Source organism: Eubacterium sp. An3 (assembly GCF_002159465.1).
Lineage (GTDB): Bacteria > Bacillota > Clostridia > Lachnospirales > Lachnospiraceae > Anaerobutyricum > Anaerobutyricum stercoris.
Window position 1 is genome coordinate 26,645 of record NZ_NFIR01000004.1, and the last position, 19,162, is coordinate 45,806.

At 47.7% G+C, this 19,162-nt stretch carries 20 protein-coding genes, 1 tRNA gene, 2 pseudogenes and 1 riboswitch; of the genes and pseudogenes, 6 read left to right on the top strand and 17 right to left on the bottom strand.

Annotated features, from left to right (window positions below; all coding sequences use genetic code 11):
• Window positions 1-21: 21 nt before the first annotated feature.
• The 11 genes from B5F87_RS05660 to B5F87_RS05710 all read right to left on the bottom strand — a co-directional run bounded on the left by B5F87_RS05660 (window position 22) and on the right by B5F87_RS05710 (window position 10,746).
• The gene (locus B5F87_RS05660; protein WP_087278080.1) at window positions 22-891 is read right to left on the bottom strand and encodes a DegV family protein; all 870 of its coding nucleotides are present in this window, start codon (window positions 889-891) and stop codon (window positions 22-24) included.
• Between the two features lie 186 nt (window positions 892-1,077).
• Complete coding sequence (locus tag B5F87_RS05665; RefSeq protein ID WP_087278083.1) at window positions 1,078-2,895, bottom strand: diol dehydratase reactivase subunit alpha; 1,818 nt, start codon at window positions 2,893-2,895, stop codon at window positions 1,078-1,080.
• A 381-nt stretch (window positions 2,896-3,276) separates the two neighbouring features.
• Window positions 3,277-4,026, bottom strand: a complete 750-nt coding sequence (locus B5F87_RS05670; protein WP_087278086.1) for a hypothetical protein — start codon at window positions 4,024-4,026, stop codon at window positions 3,277-3,279.
• A complete protein-coding gene (locus B5F87_RS05675; RefSeq protein ID WP_087278088.1) occupies window positions 4,023-4,727 on the bottom strand; it encodes a DUF1700 domain-containing protein in 705 nt (234 codons plus the stop codon). Before B5F87_RS05675 ends, B5F87_RS05670 begins: the two co-directional genes overlap by 4 nt.
• On the bottom strand, window positions 4,720-5,040 hold the full coding sequence (locus tag B5F87_RS05680) for a PadR family transcriptional regulator (protein ID WP_087278091.1): 321 nt from the start codon (window positions 5,038-5,040) through the stop codon (window positions 4,720-4,722). The genes B5F87_RS05675 and B5F87_RS05680 overlap by 8 nt, the downstream gene beginning before the upstream one ends.
• A gap of 402 nt (window positions 5,041-5,442) precedes the next feature.
• Entirely contained in the window at window positions 5,443-6,201 is a 759-nt protein-coding gene (locus B5F87_RS05685) for an ABC transporter ATP-binding protein (protein ID WP_087278094.1), read from the bottom strand.
• Window positions 6,202-6,302: 101 nt separating this feature from the next.
• The gene (locus B5F87_RS05690) at window positions 6,303-7,337 is read right to left on the bottom strand and encodes an ABC transporter substrate-binding protein (protein WP_087278098.1); all 1,035 of its coding nucleotides are present in this window, start codon (window positions 7,335-7,337) and stop codon (window positions 6,303-6,305) included.
• Entirely contained in the window at window positions 7,324-8,115 is a 792-nt protein-coding gene (locus B5F87_RS05695) for an ABC transporter permease (RefSeq protein ID WP_087278100.1), read from the bottom strand. The genes B5F87_RS05690 and B5F87_RS05695 overlap by 14 nt, the downstream gene beginning before the upstream one ends.
• A complete protein-coding gene (locus tag B5F87_RS05700) occupies window positions 8,084-8,380 on the bottom strand; it encodes a thiamine-binding protein (protein WP_087278103.1) in 297 nt (98 codons plus the stop codon). The genes B5F87_RS05695 and B5F87_RS05700 overlap by 32 nt, the downstream gene beginning before the upstream one ends.
• A 48-nt stretch (window positions 8,381-8,428) precedes the next feature.
• Window positions 8,429-8,535, bottom strand: a riboswitch (TPP riboswitch).
• Between the two features lie 71 nt (window positions 8,536-8,606).
• Window positions 8,607-9,578 carry a GTP-binding protein gene (locus B5F87_RS05705; protein ID WP_242964278.1) on the bottom strand — a complete coding sequence of 324 codons (972 nt, stop codon included), beginning with the start codon at window positions 9,576-9,578 and terminating at the stop codon, window positions 8,607-8,609.
• Between the two features lie 19 nt (window positions 9,579-9,597).
• On the bottom strand, window positions 9,598-10,746 hold the full coding sequence (locus tag B5F87_RS05710) for a CobW family GTP-binding protein (protein WP_087278106.1): 1,149 nt from the start codon (window positions 10,744-10,746) through the stop codon (window positions 9,598-9,600).
• Between the two features lie 201 nt (window positions 10,747-10,947).
• On the opposite strand from B5F87_RS05710, the gene B5F87_RS05715 reads away from it, so the two are divergent.
• The 5 genes and pseudogenes from B5F87_RS05715 (at window position 10,948) to B5F87_RS05735 (ending at window position 12,132) form a co-directional block, all read left to right on the top strand.
• Window positions 10,948-11,142 (top strand): spore coat associated protein CotJA, encoded by a 195-nt coding sequence (locus B5F87_RS05715; RefSeq protein ID WP_087278109.1) that lies wholly within the window; start codon window positions 10,948-10,950, stop codon window positions 11,140-11,142.
• Window positions 11,142-11,399 (top strand): spore coat protein CotJB, encoded by a 258-nt coding sequence (locus B5F87_RS05720; RefSeq protein WP_087278111.1) that lies wholly within the window; start codon window positions 11,142-11,144, stop codon window positions 11,397-11,399. The genes B5F87_RS05715 and B5F87_RS05720 overlap by 1 nt, the downstream gene beginning before the upstream one ends.
• Window positions 11,400-11,585: pseudogene (locus B5F87_RS21370) on the top strand (manganese catalase family protein); the annotation flags it as partial.
• Window positions 11,586-11,772: 187 nt separating this feature from the next.
• Window positions 11,773-11,843 (top strand) — tRNA-Gly (locus tag B5F87_RS05730).
• Between the two features lie 91 nt (window positions 11,844-11,934).
• Window positions 11,935-12,132: a hypothetical protein gene (locus tag B5F87_RS05735; RefSeq protein ID WP_087278117.1), complete on the top strand. Its 198-nt coding sequence runs from the start codon at window positions 11,935-11,937 to the stop codon at window positions 12,130-12,132.
• 75 nt (window positions 12,133-12,207) lie between these two features.
• On the opposite strand, the gene treC is transcribed toward B5F87_RS05735, so the two are convergent.
• The 3 genes and pseudogenes from treC to treB form a co-directional block, all read right to left on the bottom strand.
• Window positions 12,208-13,875 (bottom strand): alpha,alpha-phosphotrehalase, encoded by a 1,668-nt coding sequence (gene treC, locus B5F87_RS05740; protein ID WP_087278575.1) that lies wholly within the window; start codon window positions 13,873-13,875, stop codon window positions 12,208-12,210.
• 61 nt (window positions 13,876-13,936) lie between these two features.
• Complete coding sequence (locus B5F87_RS21675) at window positions 13,937-14,395, bottom strand: PTS glucose transporter subunit IIA (protein WP_343215732.1); 459 nt, start codon at window positions 14,393-14,395, stop codon at window positions 13,937-13,939.
• Between the two features lie 150 nt (window positions 14,396-14,545).
• Window positions 14,546-15,751: pseudogene (treB, locus tag B5F87_RS05745) on the bottom strand (PTS trehalose transporter subunit IIBC); the annotation flags it as partial.
• On the opposite strand from treB, the gene B5F87_RS21375 reads away from it, so the two are divergent.
• On the top strand, window positions 15,632-15,985 hold the full coding sequence (locus B5F87_RS21375; RefSeq protein WP_242964292.1) for a UTRA domain-containing protein: 354 nt from the start codon (window positions 15,632-15,634) through the stop codon (window positions 15,983-15,985). The pseudogene treB and the gene B5F87_RS21375 overlap by 120 nt on opposite strands.
• 161 nt (window positions 15,986-16,146) lie before the next feature.
• Here B5F87_RS21375 and B5F87_RS05750 read toward each other — a convergent pair whose 3' ends face one another.
• Genes B5F87_RS05750 through B5F87_RS05760 form a run of 3 tightly spaced genes read right to left on the bottom strand, consistent with a single transcriptional unit; the run spans window position 16,147 to window position 19,068 of the window.
• Entirely contained in the window at window positions 16,147-17,133 is a 987-nt protein-coding gene (locus B5F87_RS05750; RefSeq protein WP_087278124.1) for a U32 family peptidase, read from the bottom strand.
• Window positions 17,108-17,995, bottom strand: a complete 888-nt coding sequence (locus tag B5F87_RS05755; protein ID WP_087278127.1) for a hypothetical protein — start codon at window positions 17,993-17,995, stop codon at window positions 17,108-17,110. Before B5F87_RS05755 ends, B5F87_RS05750 begins: the two co-directional genes overlap by 26 nt.
• Before the next feature lie 14 nt (window positions 17,996-18,009).
• The gene (locus B5F87_RS05760) at window positions 18,010-19,068 is read right to left on the bottom strand and encodes a radical SAM protein (RefSeq protein ID WP_087278130.1); all 1,059 of its coding nucleotides are present in this window, start codon (window positions 19,066-19,068) and stop codon (window positions 18,010-18,012) included.
• Between the last annotated feature and the right edge of the window lie 94 nt (window positions 19,069-19,162).

The following is a 19,162-nucleotide window of genomic DNA, read 5'->3' on the forward strand; positions in this document are numbered from 1 at the left end:
CCCCCTTCCTACTCCGTTCGGTCACTGTTTCATGTCAAAAAGAACTCCGGATACCTTCGGACCGGCATTAGCCGCAATAGCCACACCAATCTGATAAACCTCTGTCGGGCCATATCCGACTTTCTCTGTCATCTTCTGAATCATCTCGTCCGCACAGCTTCTGTCACTGCCGTACACAACCTGATATGCAGATCCCGGCTCCATGTCCGCCACCGCCATGTCAGCAATTTTCGCCACCACTTTTTTCTCTCCTCTGCATTTTGCAGCAGTAGTGATTTCATTACCCCAGATCTTCATGATCGGTTTGATCCCCAGTTTGTCGCCCACAAAAGCGGCGGCGCTTGGAATCCTTCCGGACTTGCCCGCATATTTCAGGTTATAAATACCAAAATATACACAGCGGCGCACGAGAATCTTTTCCAGATATTCATTGATCTCATCAGCGGATGCTCCATCCTCTGCCATCTGCCCGGCTGTAAGTACCGGCTGCCCGTAAGCTCCTGAATAGCTGCGGCCATCATGGCTGTGAATGGATATTTTTCCTTCACATTCCGGATGCTCCTCAAAAAACGTGTCTATCGCCAGAAGAGAATTATGATATGTGGCAGAACCTTTGGAATTAATCAACACGAGGATAATTTCTGTACACCCTTTTTGATAATATTCGTAATACAATTCCTCAAACTGGTAAGAAGTAATCTGTGAAGTTTTTGGAATGTCATCGTGTTCTTCCATCAGTTTATAAAATCCCTCATTATCCATGTCCACCCGGCTCAGATAGGACTGATCGCCTATGACCACCGGAAACGGAATAATGTGTATGTTATACTTTTTCTCATTCTCATAAGAAATATCACTGGCCGAATCTGTAATAATCTGAATTTTTCCCATATTTACTATCCTTCCATCATCTTTTATTGTTGTTAGTATTATAAAGAAGCCCTTGTTTTATGTCAACACAACGAAGTTTTTGCAGAAAATTTTAATAAACTACAGTATCCTGCTATAAGTGCAGAACGGGCGAACTTCACAAAAAAGAAGTTCGCCCGTTCCTGCAGCCTGACACTGCCGGCTATATTATTCTTCTTCCACGCAGGCAAGAGCAAGTCCTGTTGCCACCGCGTTTCTTGGTCCTTCACAACCCCTGATATTGCCTCGTCCGGCAACAATATCGTAATCGGACAATGCGTCAGTCACCATATTTGGTATCTCAAAGTCGAGGGCAGACCCGCCAACCATAACCACAAACTGAATATCTCTTGGATTACCGGTCGGGCTGACCTTGGATAAGGAGCGTACAGCATTGGTAACAAAAACTTTTTTCTTAGCCTCCATACGCACCTGGCGCACTCTTTCCATGGATTCCATTCCCTCCAGAGGAACAAGCTCTCCATCATCCTTCACCAGAACGACCTTTGCAAAGACAGAGGTGTCCAGAGGTTTGTCAAAGAACTGCGCCGTACCGTCCTCATGGCGGATATGGAACAAACTCTCCACCAGAGCCACAGGATACTTTTTGATATCTTCCGCCAGTTCAAAGTCATCCAGTCCCAACTCAGACTGGATCAGCAGTGAAACCATGTTGCCGGCTCCGGCAAGATGAATCAGTTTCACTTTTCCTTCCCGGTTAATAATAGAAGCGTCCGTAGAACCTGCTCCCATGTCCACAATAGCCAGAGGAGTACTGGTTCCCGGTGTAGTAAGAGCGCCTTTGATAGCCATGTCAGCTTCCACGCCGCCCACATATACAGGTACATTCAGCTTCTCAGAAAGCACACGGGCGATGATCTCCATCTGGAGACGGTCCGATTTTACCATGGCGGCAATACCTACGGCGTTCTCCAGAGAAAACTCATCAGCGATACCGCCTTTGACCTTCTGCGGATTAAAAGTATCCACAGCCAATAAATCCTGAATCTTGATATCTCTTTTATGTTTATCTGTCAGATTTGCCATTACCCGGCGAACCTTATCCAGCATATTTCCCGCATTGGTTCCGACTTCACCCTGGATATCCTCAATATCCGGAATAGATGCGATGCCCTCCATGATCCGCTCCGCACCTTCGTCCACGTCCACTTCCACTTCTTTTTTACTTCCGATGACAGTGATGGTTCCCGCTTTGATGCTTCTCTCCTTCACATCTCCTTCCGGCGTCTTAATGACCACGCCGGAACGGGTTCCTATCAGAGAACGGGCGATCGGAACGACCCGCTTTGTCTCCTCGGAAGAGAGCTGAAACAGAGTAGCGATTCCATAAGGATTAGAAAGGACAGAGACAACACTTCCAATCGGCGCAACCTCAATAGCACATTCCATGCCCAAAGGCACCTTATCGATCATAGTAACCTCGTCAATGACCGGAACCTTTTTGTCCAGACGATTGGTAATCAATGTACCGTCATCAGTCTGGGCGATAGCCCCCTGTATCGTTACATTCTTTTTGGCCTCGTTCATCAGGCGGGCTGCCTCGGCAAAATCCACACAGGCCGGAATCACGACGATAACATCTTTCTCCTCCGTGATCTTTGAAAGTTCCGTAACCAGAACCGACGTACCCACGCCAATACCTGTACCTCCCGGCGTACTCGGATTATGACCGATCACTGTCGATTCTGTGATGATAGTCTCTGAAATCGTCTCCATGGCCACATCTCCGATTACCGGAGCCGCCTCGTTAATCCGAATCTCATCCAGATCCGAATACTCCAGTCCCACCTTTTTCAGAGCATTATTCAATGACATGAACACACCGTTGATATTCTTTAATGTACCTTTAATACCGGTCGTAGGCCCGATACCGCTGGCAAGAAACTGTATATCTTTTCCTTCAATTCTGGCAAGAGCGACCTCCGTCGTCGCATTGCCAATATCAACACCCGCTACAAACTTCATACGTTTCCATCCTTTCCTGCGTGCTGTCCAGCCATCTTTTGTACAGCACCCATTTCTTTCAAAACCCGCTCACGCAGGTCTTCGCCCATTTGGTAAAAAAAAGAGCACACAAACCTGCTTAAATTATAACATTTCCACAAGAGGGGGTCAAACATTAACAGACATAATTTCTTGATACATTCTTATACAAATTGCAAATTTTTGTTGTGTGATTTCTCACATATCAGTAAAATTTTGTGGAAATATTTCCAAATGTTCTCTTTGCTCTGACATTCCCGGCAATAAAGACTGCCGCGGCAATGTCACTCGCAAAAAGATAGCGGAGGCATCCGTATTCTGCCTCCGCTTTTCTTCATTTTTGATACAGCGATACCACACCATTTAATACAACGATACCACATCTTTATTTGATGGATGCACCAGTACCTTCACTGACTGAATGGACGGGTATTCATATTCATAAAATCTTTTTTCCTTTATATTTTGAAGAATTTCATCTTTATAAGTAAAGAATACTTCCAGTCCGCTCTCCTGCGCCATCACCGGATTGATCATATAGGTAATATATGTCTGCGGCTGTATGTCCGTCTGTGCGCCTGCCTGCTGTCCGTTCTGCGCGGCGGACGAATCCGCCACCGTTGTCGCATCCTCTGAGGCTGTCACAGTTTCATTTTCCACGGAATATTCCACATCTCCATAATAGGAATCGTAATATCCTTCATAATACGGATCATTTCCTTCCAGCTCCTCCCGGTCGATGACAATATCTTTCACATTATTCGGATTGTATTCCACCACAAACTGAATCTGGTCTTTCGGAACATCTTTGGATGTCTCGACTGTAACCTTGGAGTCCTCTCCATAATAAGAGTGAATGTATACTTTGCCGTTTCCGTCCGTTCCCCGGTACAAATTCTCCATGATCATCTTTGTCTCCACATCATTGCCCCCAATATTTTTCTTTCCCAGATATTCAAAAGAAGAATACTCTACAAGACTGATTCCCGTTCCGATGCCGCATAAGAGGGCGCCGGCGACAAACACGATGACCAATATTTTTCTTGCGCTCAATTTCTTTTCCATTCTGTTTCTTTCTCTCTTTTTTACATTTTCATTTTTAATGCCGCTCATGCTTCCACATCCTTTCTCTCAGTCCATCTGCTGATAATAAATGTTACAATGAAAAGGCTGAGGGCGCCGAAACCCATCACACATCCCAACATCACCAGAGCCGCTCCAAAAAGCGGATAGCCCTGCAGCAGCAAAACAGCCATAACTCCAAAGCCAAACATAGATGACAGCGCCATGAAAGCAGATGGAAGCAGCACCAAAACCAGCAGAATTTTTACGCAGATAATCAAAAGCTTTTTTATAATCTCTCCGGTTTTCTTTGCTGCCGCCTTCGCCACATCACGGCTCCGGCTGTCGCTGCCTTCCCCCTCTTCTTTTCGTCTCCAACGGGGCGGTTTTTCCAAGTCTTCCTTCCGCTTCTGCTCCATCCTCTGCTCCTGCTTTTCCTTCTGCTGTTCCATAAAATTAGAAAGGGACTGTCTGGACTTGTTAAACATCCCGCTGGCTTTTTTACCAATTCCCTCGGCAGCTCCCTTTTTCTGCTGCTCTTTATAAGACGGATCAATGTGATATGCTTCTAAAATCTCCGCAATGAGGCTGTCAATATCTCCAAAATCATCAATAGCCTCCTGCTCGCTCATTCCGCTCTCCATTTTCAATTCGATATGCTGTGCATACTCCGACAGCATATCCTCCCTCTCCTGCGCCTCCAGCACAGAGAGCCTCTTTTCCATTACATTCAAAAATTCCTTCTTATTCATATCCCTGCTCCTTTAAAAATCCATTGACATTCCGGCAAAATTCTTTCCATTCTTTTCTGGTCTCATCCAGATGCATGATTCCCGCGGCGGTCAGATGATAATATTTTCGCGGCGGCCCCTCGCTGGATTCCCTCAGATACGTCTCAAAATAACGCTCGTTGGTCAGACGTTTTAAAATCGGATAAATCGTCCCCTCTTTCACATTGACCACCTTGGACACCTCCGCCACCAGCTCATATCCATACATATCCCGGCTGGAAACGGCGGCCAGAACCATCAGTTCCAGAACCCCCTTTTTAAATTGTGCATTCATTCCTCCACTCCTTCCTCATGGGTATGCGCATTGACCCATAAATGTATTGTTCGGCGCGCAGGCTACTGCGTTCTTGTGAATACTATATTATACTAGGTACTATGTATAGTCAAGTACTAAATTTTTACGAGTTCTTACGGGGGCGCCCCGCAGTTTTCTTATTATTTATCTATATATCTTCATTGGGGTTTATTCAGAGAAATAAAAAAATGCGTATAAAACAGATATGTAATAAAAAAGAATAGTAGGGATTTAATACTGGTACAGATGCCGTCGAGATGGAACGGGCGTTTCGCCACAATCTTAGCGATGCAATAGGACAGAGATTTGCGGCATCATATCTCGTCTGTCCCTGCGTCCTCAGATTTTATCGAAACCCGCAGTTTCCACCCCGACAGATCCCTATTTTTCCTGCTCTTCCTCCAGAGCAAGCCTGCCGATGATCTCACGTTTATATCGGAAGAAAGCGTCGCTCAGATTAAAGTCGGTCTGTCTCGGTTTCTTTTCTTCGATGACAATTTCTTCAGTTATCCTGCCTGGTCTGCCGTTTAAGATATAGATGCGGTCTGACAGCAGGATTGCCTCGTCAATATCATGGGTGATGAAAAGAGTGGACAGATTAATATGCTCCATGACGTCCAGATACCACCGATGGATATTCGACTTGGTGATAGTGTCCAGAGCACTGAAAGGTTCGTCCAGAAGAGCTACGCCGTCGGATGACAGGTAGGTACGAAGCAGCGCCGCCCGCTGGCGCATGCCGCCGGAAAGCTGACTTGGGTACTGATACTGGGTACTTTCCAGACCAAACTCCTCAAAGAGCGGATCTGCTTTCTCTCTGGCGTCCTTTTTCTTTTCTCCTTTTAGAACCAGCGGCAAAGATACGTTGTCAATGATTTTTTTGTGAGGCAGAAGCAGGTCCTTCTGCATCATATAACTGATTCGTCCCGGCTTCGCCGTAATATCCTCTCCGGACAGAAGAACGCGGCCCTCCTCCGGCGCCACCAGTCCGGAAAGGACATGAAACAGCGTGGTCTTTCCCGCGCCGCTCACGCCCAGCAACGACACCAGCTCGCCCTCCTGAAGATCGATGCTGATGTCCTCAATGATTGTTCTTCCGCTGTATTTTTTTGTGATATGTTCTGCTTTTAATAATGTCATGATCGTTTCCTTTATTATTGCAGTCTTTCAGAAATTCCGCATAATCTGCCGTCCGCCAAGGGGCGGACAGCATAACCGCGCCAATTCATAAACCGCGGCATTTACTGCGGCAGATAATCATTGGAATAACCAATTCCGGTCAGATCATTATCGGTCAGCTTATTTTCATAGAGCCATGTATAGAAGGCGTCCCATCTTGCCGGATCGATAACGCCCCAGGATGCCGCATCGGACACATACTGCTCTGAAATCCATTCCTGACTGGCATAAACCAGATCCTGAGAACCGGACAGGGAACCTGTGTTGTCCCCCTCCATGAGCAGATCAGCCGCTTCCTGAGGATTTTCCACAGCGTACTCATAACCTTTGGCTGTTGCCGAAAGAAATGCCTTTGCCACATCCGGGGATTCTTTCAGAAAATCATCGTTGGCAATGATGACCGGCGTATAATAGTCAAATACGGAATTGATATCCCGGAAGTTCCAGTAATCAAAATCCATTCCCCGCAGCTCGGCGTTAATGCCTCCCCATCCGTAGAAAATCCAGATGGCGTCAGTCTGTTTTGCTTCCAGCGCCGCCGGCTCATCGGTGATATCATTTGGAATCAGCGTCACTTTGCTGAAATCACCGCCGTCTTCTTTTACAACAGTCTCCAGAGTTGCCAGTTCAATCGGAGATTCCCAGGTGGAATAAGTCTTTCCTTCCAGTCCCTTTGGACGGTCAATGCCTTCGCCTGCTCTGGAAATGATTCCTGAAGTATTATGCTGCAGCACTGCAGCTACGGCCGTAATACCCAGCGGCTCATCGGAATCCAGAGCTGCCGCCATGGTATCCTGTGCCTCAATGGCAAACTGCGCCTGTCCGGAAGCGCACATGGTTGCCGCTCCATTTTCCGGCGGCTGCACGATCTCCACTTCCAGACCCGCATCCTCATAATAGCCCAGTGCCTGAGCCGCATACAGACCGGTGTGATTGGTATTTGGCGTCCAGTCCAGGCAAAAAGTAATTTTTGTCAGTTCTTTGTCCTCTCCTGTGGAAGACGCTTCATTGCCCGCGGAACCGCAGGCGGTAAGTCCCAGGAGCATTGCCGCCCCCAACATAACGGATACTGCTTTTTTCCAATTATTCTTTTTCATCTTTCTCTCCTCTTTCTTCCACCGCCATCCACGGCATGGATACTCGCCGTATCACATTTACCACCGCCATCAGCAGCAGGCTGATGACCACAATGAAAATGATGACGGCAAACATTTTGTCAAAAGCATATGCCTGTTTTACTCTGGTCATATAAACGCCGAGTCCCACAAAACCACCCAGCCATTCTGAAATAACCGCGCCTACCACTGCGTAGGAGGCGGAAATCTTGAGTCCCGCAAAAAACTGCGGCATGGCCGCCGGAATCTTCACATGCCAGAAAATCTGGAGCTTTGTCGCTCCCATGGCCCGCATCAGATCAATGGAATCCCTGTCAACACTTTTATATCCGTCCAGGAGTCCCACCGTGATCGGAAAAAATGTAGTGATGACCACCAGAGTAATCTTCGGCGCCATCCCAAAGCCCATCCACAAAACCAGCACCGGAGCAATGGCAATGGTCGGGATGGTCTGAGTAATAATCATAATTGGATAAAATGCCCTGTTAAGAATCAGAAAATGATCCATCAGCGTAGCGGTAATAAACGCCAGAATGATTCCGATGGAGAGGCCGTAAAACGCTTCCTGCAGCGTAGTACGCGCATGCTCCATGATAATTGGAAAATCTCCGATCAGCGCTTTCACCACGTCCACCGGCGACGGGAGCATATAGCCAGGCACAATGCCGGTCTCGCTCAAAATGAACCAGAGCAGCACGATGAGTGCCAGAGCCGCTGCCGCCGGAAGCTTACTGGTGATGTTTTGTAACCTTTTTGTCAATGGTCAGCACGTCTCCTTCCGGCTTATAAGAAATCTTTACATAGGTGTTCATGGCCTTGCAGCCAGCCTTGGCAGCCACGATCTGACAGTTTTTCACAATTTCCATGAGCTGATCATAATCACCCTCAATAGAAGTCTCACACGGTCCCACATAGTAACTGAGCCCTGTAGACTTAATGTAGTCGATCACCTCATCGACAATACGGATAACTTCATTTTCGTCCTGTACATTTGGTAAAACCTGAATTGCAACACTCGCGTTCATCTTATCTTCCTCCTTTGAACTAAAAAAACGCCCGCATAATGCGGACGCAAAAAACATCATAAATACTTCCTACGCTGGCATTATCCAACAGGTTAAAAGGGTCTAAGGTGTCACCTTACTCTCAGCTCATCTCATGAACTCCCCTGATTTATATTATCCAATTGGGGTAAGTATAGTACATTTCCCAACAAAAAACAAGTATATTTTCGTTGATTTTCTATCTCTTTTAGAAGTAAACCAGTTCGTCCACCGGCGGCTCCGCCGCCTCCACTCTCTTGGCGTAGAGCACCGGTCCTTCTTCGCCGTATTCCTTATTATATTCAATGCGGACTTCCGCTGTCAGATTCACCCACATCTTATTCTTTAACGACTTTATGGTAGATGACTTGGCATGATTCGTGTGGCAGAGATATCCGATAAACTGGATATCGTCAGCACAGCAGGTCATGGCATGACGCCCCGGCACAAAGCAACCCTTTGGCAGACGGATGGACTTGAAAACTCTTGTCTTCATGACCATGGTCTTTCCGTCATAAACCTCCGGCCGCTCCATGGCGTCCACAAACCAGATACCGTAATCCTCATCCTCAAGATGAATCTCATCACCTTCAATATCAAAAGGCAGCGTATCATCCTCTTCACCCATATCGTCATCATCCACCGATTCAAACAGAACCTGTGCCCGGCGGTTCACCGCCTTGATGCTTCTTCGCCAGGTCGCCCGCGGCATCTCTGCCGTGCAGCGGTTGATAATGACCATCTCTGCAATTTTGTACATTTCCACCGCCAGGGAGCGCATATTGTTCATATACAGATCAAAAGTCTCTCCGTTGACCGTCACGATGGTCTGGAACACCAGCAGCGGCGTATCGTCCATCTCCGTCATCATCCGCTCAACAGACCACATACCGTTATACTCAATGATCACCCGATCCGGATAATACTGCAGCACTTTGCTGATGAGGAAATCTTTATTAAAATCCTCTTCCTCCTCAACATACACAAGGGTAGTGTTGGTCTTCTTCAACAGCTCCTCGTCATACTCCTCCATGCCTTCTTCACAGGCAAACAGAAGCGTCCTCTCTCCGTTATTAAAATAATCTTCTTCCAGTGTGTCCTGAATAAATGAGGTCTTTCCACTCTCCAGAAAACCCATAAACACATAAACAGGAATCTCCATTTCTTTCTTTCCCGGCATAACTATCCTCCGTCAGATTCTATAATCCAAACAGCTCCGCAAGCTTATCTTCTTTCAGCTCAGAACCAATGACACAGATCCTTCCCGTATATTCCGCAGCACCGTACCGTACCTCTTCCTCGCCAGGAACCAGATCAAAATGCAGCCATTTACCGTTTTCATCCGGCACAATACCCTTGGCTCTCAGGATAATACCGTACTCTCTGCTGTCTTCATCAGCCAGCTTCTCAAGAATACCCCGAACCTGCTCTTCCGTAAATTTCTTCGGCGTCTCTTTTCCCCAGCTTGTGAACACTTCATCGGCGTGGTGATGGCCCTCATGACCATGATGATGGTGATCGTGTCCCTCGCAGCCGCAGTGATCATGATGATGCTCATGATCATGGTCGTGATGGTGCTCTTCGTGATGGCAGTGCTCGTCATCGTGGAGGTGTTCTTCATGGTCATGGCCTTCATGATCGTGGTCATGATCATGGTGATGCTCGTGGTCGTGGCAGTGTTCGCCTTCATGGTGATGATGACCACATTCCGGGCAGATCTCCGCCTCGCGAAGAAGGTCTTCAGCAAAATCATTCTTTCCTTCCATGACTTCAAGAATCTGTGCCCCGGTGATATCCTCCCACGGAGTTGTGACAATCGGGGAACGATCATTGAGTGTACGGATCAATTCAATGGTCTTCTCTAGCTTGTCTTCCTTCACATCCTGAGTACGGCTTAAAATGATCGTGCTGGCATACTGTACCTGGTTCTTGTAGAACTCGCCGAAGTTCTTCAGATACATTTTCGCGCGCTTCACATCCGCAACAGTAATGTAGCTGTCAAGTACCACATTTTCTCCATCCACAACTTTCTGCACCGCCTTGATAACATCGGACAGCTTGCCAACGCCTGACGGCTCAATGATGATCCGGTCCGGCTCGTACTGGGACAGTACATCTTTGAGCGCCGCGTTAAAATCTCCAACCAGAGAACAGCAGATGCATCCGGAATTCATCTCATTGATCTGAATGCCGGACTCTTTCAAAAAGCCGCCGTCAATACCGATCTCACCGAACTCATTTTCAATGAGTACAACCTTCTGTCCCTGCAGCGCCTCTGCGATCAGCTTCTTAATCAACGTGGTTTTACCGGCTCCCAGGAAACCGGATATAATATCTATCTTTGTCATGCTTCTCATTCCTTTCCATTTTAAAACGTTTACAAAACATCTAATATATTGTAACCTTTTTTTTCAAAAATGCAAGGGGCGGTTATCCATAAGACAATACTCTGTTATGACACTTTTATCGTGGCTCCTGCGATTCCCTGTCGCACTCACTCTGTTTCTACATATACTGATATTGTACAAATTATCCGAAAGGAGCCGGACATGGAAGGAATGAATACCTGCTTTGAGCATCAGCATCAAACTGCCGTTAAAAATGTAGATTCGCTTCCGCTGGCTATGGCCTACGTGCCGTGGCAGAGCTGGAAAAATATATATAAAGCAGAAAACGCACTCATGGAGGGCACAATCTTTAAAGAACTCAATTTACCTTTTACGGGAAGGAGATGCATGAAATAATGTCCAAGATGGAAAAGAAAAATCTTTTATTTTATATCGATGCGGTAAGCTTCGCCGCTCTGGACGCCTCACTGTACCTGGACACCCACCCGGACGACGCGGAAGCTCTTGAATTTTTTCATCATTTCAATAAAGCCAGGCAGCAGGCACTTCACGAATATTCTGTGCGTTTCGGACCGCTCACACTGAACGAAGCGTCTCACAGCGACACTTGGAAATGGGCGACACAGCCTTGGCCTTGGGAGGGGGATTGTTAAATGTTTAATTATGAAAAAAGACTGCAGTATCCGGTAAACATCCGCCGGACGGACGCACAGATGGCAAAAGCGATCATTACGCAGTTCGGAGGTCCGGATGGCGAAACCGGAGCCTCCCTCCGCTATCTTTCCCAGCGATTTGCCATGCCGTACCGGGAAGTCATGGGGATATTGACCGATATAGGTATATCGGTGACATTCCGGCGGCAAGCGGATCGGCTGCGATACCCCAAAATCCTTCCTTGCATTTTTCCTGTCCGGTGCTATAATAAATATATCACCAGTTCTGGGAGGAGTATGGGTAACACTATATCGGAGGTGTCTCGGTTCACACATTAGATTTTCCCGGAGGAACACGCTCCGGCTGGTGTGTGCAGATATGGTTCATCGGTAGAACATTGGCTTCCCAAGCCGAAGAGGCGGGTTCGACTCCCGTTATCTGCTTTATCAGGGCATATGCCGTTTGGGCGTATGTCTTTTTTTGTATATTTTTTTGTTTTTCGCGCATGCTATGCTGCAGAAAGGAGGAATTCCCATGTATTATGGTACTTCGACCAAAATTCAATATAAAGCTGCTCCGACTACAGGTAATAATTCCGCACTTCTTTACACTACCACGGCGAGACCTGTGGCGGCGCTGTCTGAATCCTGTTCCAGAAAAATTGCCGCTCTTGAAGAGTCTATCCGGCAGGAAACCGGTAAAAAGATTGCGTTGATTGCCTACCAGCTTTAGAAATGTTTTTCTGGAAGAAAAGAGATACAAACGGGCCTGCCCACGCTCTTCCTGCGTGAGACAGGCCCTGCTCTTTTATTTTTCCAGCACCAGAGTCTCAAATGGGCGCAATGTCCACCGGTCATCTGATACATTTTTTAAGTTCTGTTCCGTTCCGCTTTCTTCCCCTTCGTAATTTGTCAGCAGTATACGGTATTTTTTCCAGGAATCTTCCAGACAAACTTCTGTCGTCTGCCCGGTCAGATTATTGAAAACAATCAGTTCTTCTTCTCCAAGAGTGCGGCGGTAGGCCAGCACATTTTCATTTTCCTTTTCCATAAAAGCAATCTGTCCCTCTGCGATCACCGGTTTTTCTTTGCGAAGCCGGATTAATTTCCGATAGAAGGCCCAGATGGAATCCGACTCTTTCATCTGTGCGGCCACGTTGATCTCCCGGTAATTCGATGCAAGACTGATCCACGGGATTCCTTCCGTGAATCCGGCGTTTTCACCGGCGTTCCACTGTACCGGCGTCCGGCCATTATCTCTGGATCGCGCCTGAAGGATTTCCATGGCTTCCCTGCTGGTTTTGCCCTGTTCCAGCAGAATATTGTAATAATTCAGGCTTTCCACATCGCGGTACTGATGGATGTCGTCAAAATGTGGATTGGTCATGCCGATTTCCTCTCCCTGGTAAATGTACGGAGTGCCGCGCATCAGGTGAATGGAAGCTGCCAGCATTTTAGCAGATTCTTTCCAGTAGCGGCCCTCGTCTCCCAGACGGCTGACAATCCGCGGCTGATCGTGGTTGCACCAGAACAGAGCATTCCATCCTCCCGCTTCCTGCATACCTGTCTCCCAGGTCTCAAACAATCCTTTTAACCTCATCAGATCAGGTTCCATGAGCTCCCATTTCTTTCCATCCTTATAATCAATTTTCAGATGATGAAAATTGAAGCACATACTGAGCTCTTTCTCTGCCGGACTGGAATAACGGATACAGTTGTCCAGAGAGGTGGAAGACATTTCTCCTACCGTCACATATTGATCCAGACCGGTATCGGCTGTCAGCTCTTTTAGAAACTCATGCACGTGGCGGCCATCTGTGTAAAATCGTCGGCCGTCTCCAATCTGGTCATCCTCAAAGCTCTCCGGTTTGGAGATGAGGTTGACCACGTCGAACCGGAATCCTCCGATGCCTTTTTCTTTCCAGAAACGAATAACTTCTTTCAGTTCTTCTCTCACCTGTGGATTTTCCCAATTTAAGTCTGCCTGACTCACATCAAACAAATGCAGATACCATTTCTTCAAATGCGGGACATATTCCCAGGCCGGGCCGCCGAATTTGGATTCCCAGTTTGTCGGCGGCTGATCCGGCGTACCGTCTTTGAAAATGTAATAATCCTGATATTTTTTATCTCCGGCAAGAGCTTTGCGAAACCACTGGTGGCTGGTGGAAGTATGATTGAAGACCATATCGAGCATCAGCTCGATCCCCCGTTTCTTCGCCTCGTCAATCAGTTCTTCCAGATCTGTCATAGTACCGAAAATCGGATCAATGCTGCGGTAATCCGCCACATCATAACCGTTATCATTCTGAGGAGAGACAAAGAAAGGAGTAATCCACAGATAATCCACGCCCAGCGCTTGCAGATAATCCAGTTGTTCTGTAATTCCCCTGATGTCTCCGATTCCGTCTCCATTGGAATCTTTAAAGGATTTTAAATAGATTTGATAAATCACTTTATCGCTGAAATTGTTCATTGTTTTCACCCATTTCTTTTTTGTCCTGAAGATGTTGATTTTCCCTGACACATAGTTTCTCTTACTCAAATGTAGCAACGACTGTCTCTCCGGCCTTTGCATTTTCAGTCAGGTGATACCGAAGGTTCTTTGTCTGACCCGGATCGGAGATAATGCACATGGTCACATCTCTGTGTCCGGCTGCCCGGATTTTTTCTTTACTAAACCGGATCAGCGGCGTACCCGCCTTCACTCTCTGCCCTTTTGTAATCAGATATTCAAAACCATCTCCGTTCATATCTACCGTATCCAGACCGATATGAAGAAGAATCTCCATCCCGTTATCCGTCCTGACGGCACAGGCATGACGGGAAGCATCCATTGTCACCGCAATCTCTCCGGCGACCGGAGAAACCAGCGTCTCATTTTCCGGAATGATAGCGATACCATCGCCCATGATTCCCTCAGAAAATACGCCGTCACCTACTTCTTTTACCGGAATCACTTTTCCATCAAGAAACGCAACAAGCTCTCCCGGCATCTCTTGTGCTCCCAGTGCTGTGTGTCCGGCCTCATTTTTTTCTTCCAAAGCTGCGGTTTGTACACTTCCCGTTTCAGCTGCTTTTTCATTCTCTTCCTCTGCTGTATCATTCCATCCATTTTCCACACCATTTTTCTGGGAAGCTGTCAGCTTCTTCTGGCCTACAATCAAGGTAAGCACAAACGGGATCACGATGGCAATGACCATACAGATGGCAAAACTGAGCATCGACTCTGTTTTGATGGACAGGATTCCCGGCAGTCCCCCGACGCCGATGGCGGACGCGGTGGTGCTTGTCGCCACACTGACAACGCCGGCAACGGCGGAGCCGATCATACCGCATACGAATGGAAATACATATTTTAAGTTAACGCCGAAGATGGCCGGCTCCGTTACACTCAAATAGCAGGAAACGCAGGATGGAATATTTACTTCCTGAGCTTCCGCATTTTTTCTTTGGAGAACAATCATGGCAAGAACCGCGGAACCCTGCGCGATATTGGACAGCGCGATCATCGGCCAGAGCATGGTTCCGCCATAATCAGCGATCAACTGCAGGTCTATGGCGTTAGACATATGATGAAGGCCGGTGATAACCAGCGGCGCGTATATGAAGCCAAAGACCGCTCCGAATACAACCCGGAAGGAACCGGTGATTCCTGCGAAAACCAGAGAGGAGATGGCAGAGCCAATTCTCCAGCCAATCGGACCAAGGATGAAATGTGCTGCGATAACGGAAAGAACCAGGCTGCAGAATGGAACGACAATCATTGAAATTACCGCAGGCGTGATCTTTCGGAAAAACTTCTCAAGATAGACCAGAGTAAATGCGGCGAGAATCGCCGGAATCACCTGAGACTGATAGCCGATCATATTTACTTTGAAAAATCCGAAATCCCATGCCGGGATATCTGCCGCAGCCGTAGTCGCCACATCGTAGGCGTTCAGCAGCTGTCCGGATACCAGCGTCAGACCAAGAACAATACCAAGCATCTGGGTGGTTCCCATTTTTTTGGTCACCGACCAGCAGATACCCACCGGCAGCATGTGGAAAATGGCTTCACCGATCAGCCACAGAAAACTGTCCACGCCGGTCCAGAACTGACTTAAATCACAAAGAGTTTTCGTTCCGTTCTCAAAAAGATACAGACTGTCGATACAATTTCGGAAACCTAAAATCAAACCACCGGTGATGAACGTCTCTCCCGCCGGACTGGCTTTCAGCCGGGGGATGAACTGTACTATGTCCGCCGTGTCCGGTATCTGGACGGGAAACCTCTGATTCTTGATACAAACTTTTTTTTGAAGTCTCTTGTTCCCGGTCTCACGGAAACCATCGCCGAGACCTCCATATATGAATATATTGAAAATGAACTGGAAATGCTGATCGTCACCAGCCGAAGAACCATGACCGTGGAACATGTCACCCCCGCCGATGAATCCTACCTGGAGCTGGGCGACTACAATTGTCTGGCGGTGGTCACCGGTCAGACTTTCAACGACGATGGCATCATGTTCGAGTACACCCATTCCCGCCACCGGCCAGACTACTTTTCCTTTCAGACCACGGCCACGCGAAAGAAGAATTAAGCTTTCGGAACAACAGGCCGAGAAACAGAATTAAGCTTTCGGAACAACAGGCCGGGAAACAGAATTAAACCGGCACATTTCCTGTGAAACAAAACAGGGGACTGACGCATTCATGCGCCAGCCCCTCCACCTGCGGCGGACCGCTTCTCTCATTCCTTATTTCACTTCTCCTGTTTATTCGTTTTTTCCGGAAAACGCACCTCCGGGTAATAACAGGAAAATCCCCAAAGACATTTTTTCTGAGCGCGAGCCGGCATTTCCATACGGTCAAGATATTCTCGTTCCGAAGAACACGCCTCGGCGATGGCCAGGTTGCGCTTGGTCAACCGGATATCCTCATAAACCGAATCACTTCGATCCGCTCTTCCCACGATCTTCAGAGAACTGATACCCATTTTTTTCATGCGGTAGAGGGCGCACATACCGCAGGCGTCGTGATGGAAATGTACATTATACCAGTAATCGTTGCCATCAATGTCCTGACGCTCCTCAAAACTCCTCTCCCTGGTCACCATCTGTTTGGCATGGCTGCGGAGGAAGCCGCAGGTAGAGCCGCACTCTCTCCGGTGCATTCCAAGGCAGTAGCAGTCTGAGAGAACACAGCCGTTTCTCATGAAGAAGACCTCATACTCCACATCGTCATAAGCCTGACATATGGAAGCGATCTCATCAAGAGACAGGTCTCTCGGCAAAATGAAACGGCGCATGCCGGTGTTATAATAGGCGGCGGCGATGTCCTCGTTGTAAATGGCGCACATGGTGCTCGCCACGGTAGGAATTTCCGCCTCAAATGCAGCTTTTGCCAGAGGAAGCTCTGATACGATCAGGCCGTCCAGCCCCGCTTCCTTCATGGCAGGAAAGTAATTCTCCTGCATGTAGGCGATCTGCGCCTCACTGTAGCAGTTGGCGTTCATAGTCACAAAAGCGCTGCGCCCCAGAGTTTTGATTCGTTTGGCCAGAGAAATCATCTGGTCAAAGTCGTAGCGGTTGGCATTGCGGCGAAAGCCGGACATGCGGTTGATATCCGCGTATTCCCCGAATGTCTCAAACCATTTTTCATCGTAAAATCCCAGATACAGCTCGTCCGCGCCCGCCTCCACCAGCCTTTCCATATAGGCCGCATCATTGAGCGGAACCAGTACTTTCATTCCGGTCACCTCCCCTCATCACCTCTCCGGCCTCTCTCACCGGAAAATATATCGTTCTGTCCACTGTTTTTCCGATAACCCGACTGTCATTTTTAAGATAATAAATCGTTCTCCCGAATCGGATAACATCCGTGTCTCTCCCATCGAACCGTGCCCGGTAATGCTCATAAATCCCGGCGCACTCCATGGCGCACGACGTATTGGGCCGGAACTTATATTCCGTCTTCTTATGGATAGACGCGAACTTGCAGATATTGCCCGTGGACATATAACAAAACGGACCATGCAGTCCGAGAACCATTCCTTCCAGCGGACAGTCTGTCAAATCAATCTCTCTGCTCATTCTGTCAAGTTCAATCCCATGAATCCGCGACCAGTCAGCCGGCAGACTGTCCCGGGATGTCAGAAGATTCGGGGTCATGATTCCCTCATCGTAGTCCCGGACGCGGACGTCCCTGGCATCCTTGAAGAACAGACGTCCCAGATTTATTTTCCTGGTACACTCCCCGGAAATGTAAAGAAGCATTCCCACATCATTGACCGTGATCTCATCGATCACATCGGCACCGGAAACAAGAATATCTCCGATCCGTTCCTTTCCCTTTTTCAGATCCTTCTGGCTGAACACCGGAAGGGTCAGCGTCATCTTCCACCGATGCTCCCGGCAGGACGCCAGCAGCGGTTCCCACCAGTTTATATGAAGAAAATACTGGCTGCAAAAGGAAGATCCCGCATAAATTCTTGTCAGAGGCTCCTCAGCCGCATTTCTTCGCATCACAAGGCTGATGATCCGCTCCAGCCGTTCTTCCTTCAGCATAGACGCGTTCAGCACCTCGCATAGATTCAGGCATAATTCCGCCATATGTTCCGTCCTCCCTATCTGTCCGCAGCGCCGGCATGCTTATGAACGACCTGCTCAGAAAAATCACGCATGGCAAGAATATCCTTGATCTTAAAAGCAAGGCAGCCGCCGTTGCATTTCTGAACCAGTCTCGCATGGCAGTCAATACACTTCTCCGAATAAACGGTATTACAGCCGTAAGCGTCAATAGTTCTTCGGTAATAATTCTCCAGCTCCCGGATACCGGAAAAATTCCGGATATCCTGCTTGGTACACTCTGACAGGCCAAAACAGCGCACCGCCGTCAGATCCTGCCGGATGTCAATGACCGGAGAACATTTGACGATCTTATCTGAAATATTGCTGCGTCCGATATGTTCATGGATGTACCGGTTTTTTCCATATTTTCTGAAAGACTCCACATCTTTTTCAGTAATCAGACAGGACGGAATCTTGTTGCAGTCGTAATTCGGAATAATCTCGTTGCTCAGAAGCTCATGGAAGAATTCAAACATCCGCGGTTTCATGCTCTCAAAATATACATGAGCATCGGCGTTTCTGCCGTCCTCCATATTCGGAACCGTGATGGAAACCCTCACATGATGGAAATGATATTTCTTCAGAAGCTCAATGATATACGCATACGGAAAATCCTGCTGGTACATATTAATGCCCAGGGTCACATTTTTCTTAAACATACGCGTCTCGATCATATAATCAAGGTTCCGGCACAGCCGCTCATAATTCTTCTCCCCGATATCCTCCGGACAGTTACAGTTTACCAGAATCCGAACCTTCGGATGACAGATGACGTCCCAGTACTTATCCAGCAGAATACCGTTGGTATACACCACGACAGTCTTCACCCGGTCGTCCTCAATAAGCCTGCGCAGATATTTTTCAAACTGAGAATGTACCGTTGGCTCTCCGCCAATGAGACCCACAGAACTGTGACTGCCGTCACCCACGATGAAATCCACCGCCCGGTTAAAATTCTCTTCCGAGATCTCATTGGTATCTTTATTTACAAATTCATTGGCAAAGCAGTACGGACATCTCAGATTGCAGACGTCCGTCATCATAATATTAGCCATCTTCTTTTATTCTCCTTTTCTATATAAAATGAAGAAAAGCCCCCTTCCGATGCACTGCCGGCATCTTCATGGAGGCTTATATTCATAAATATTC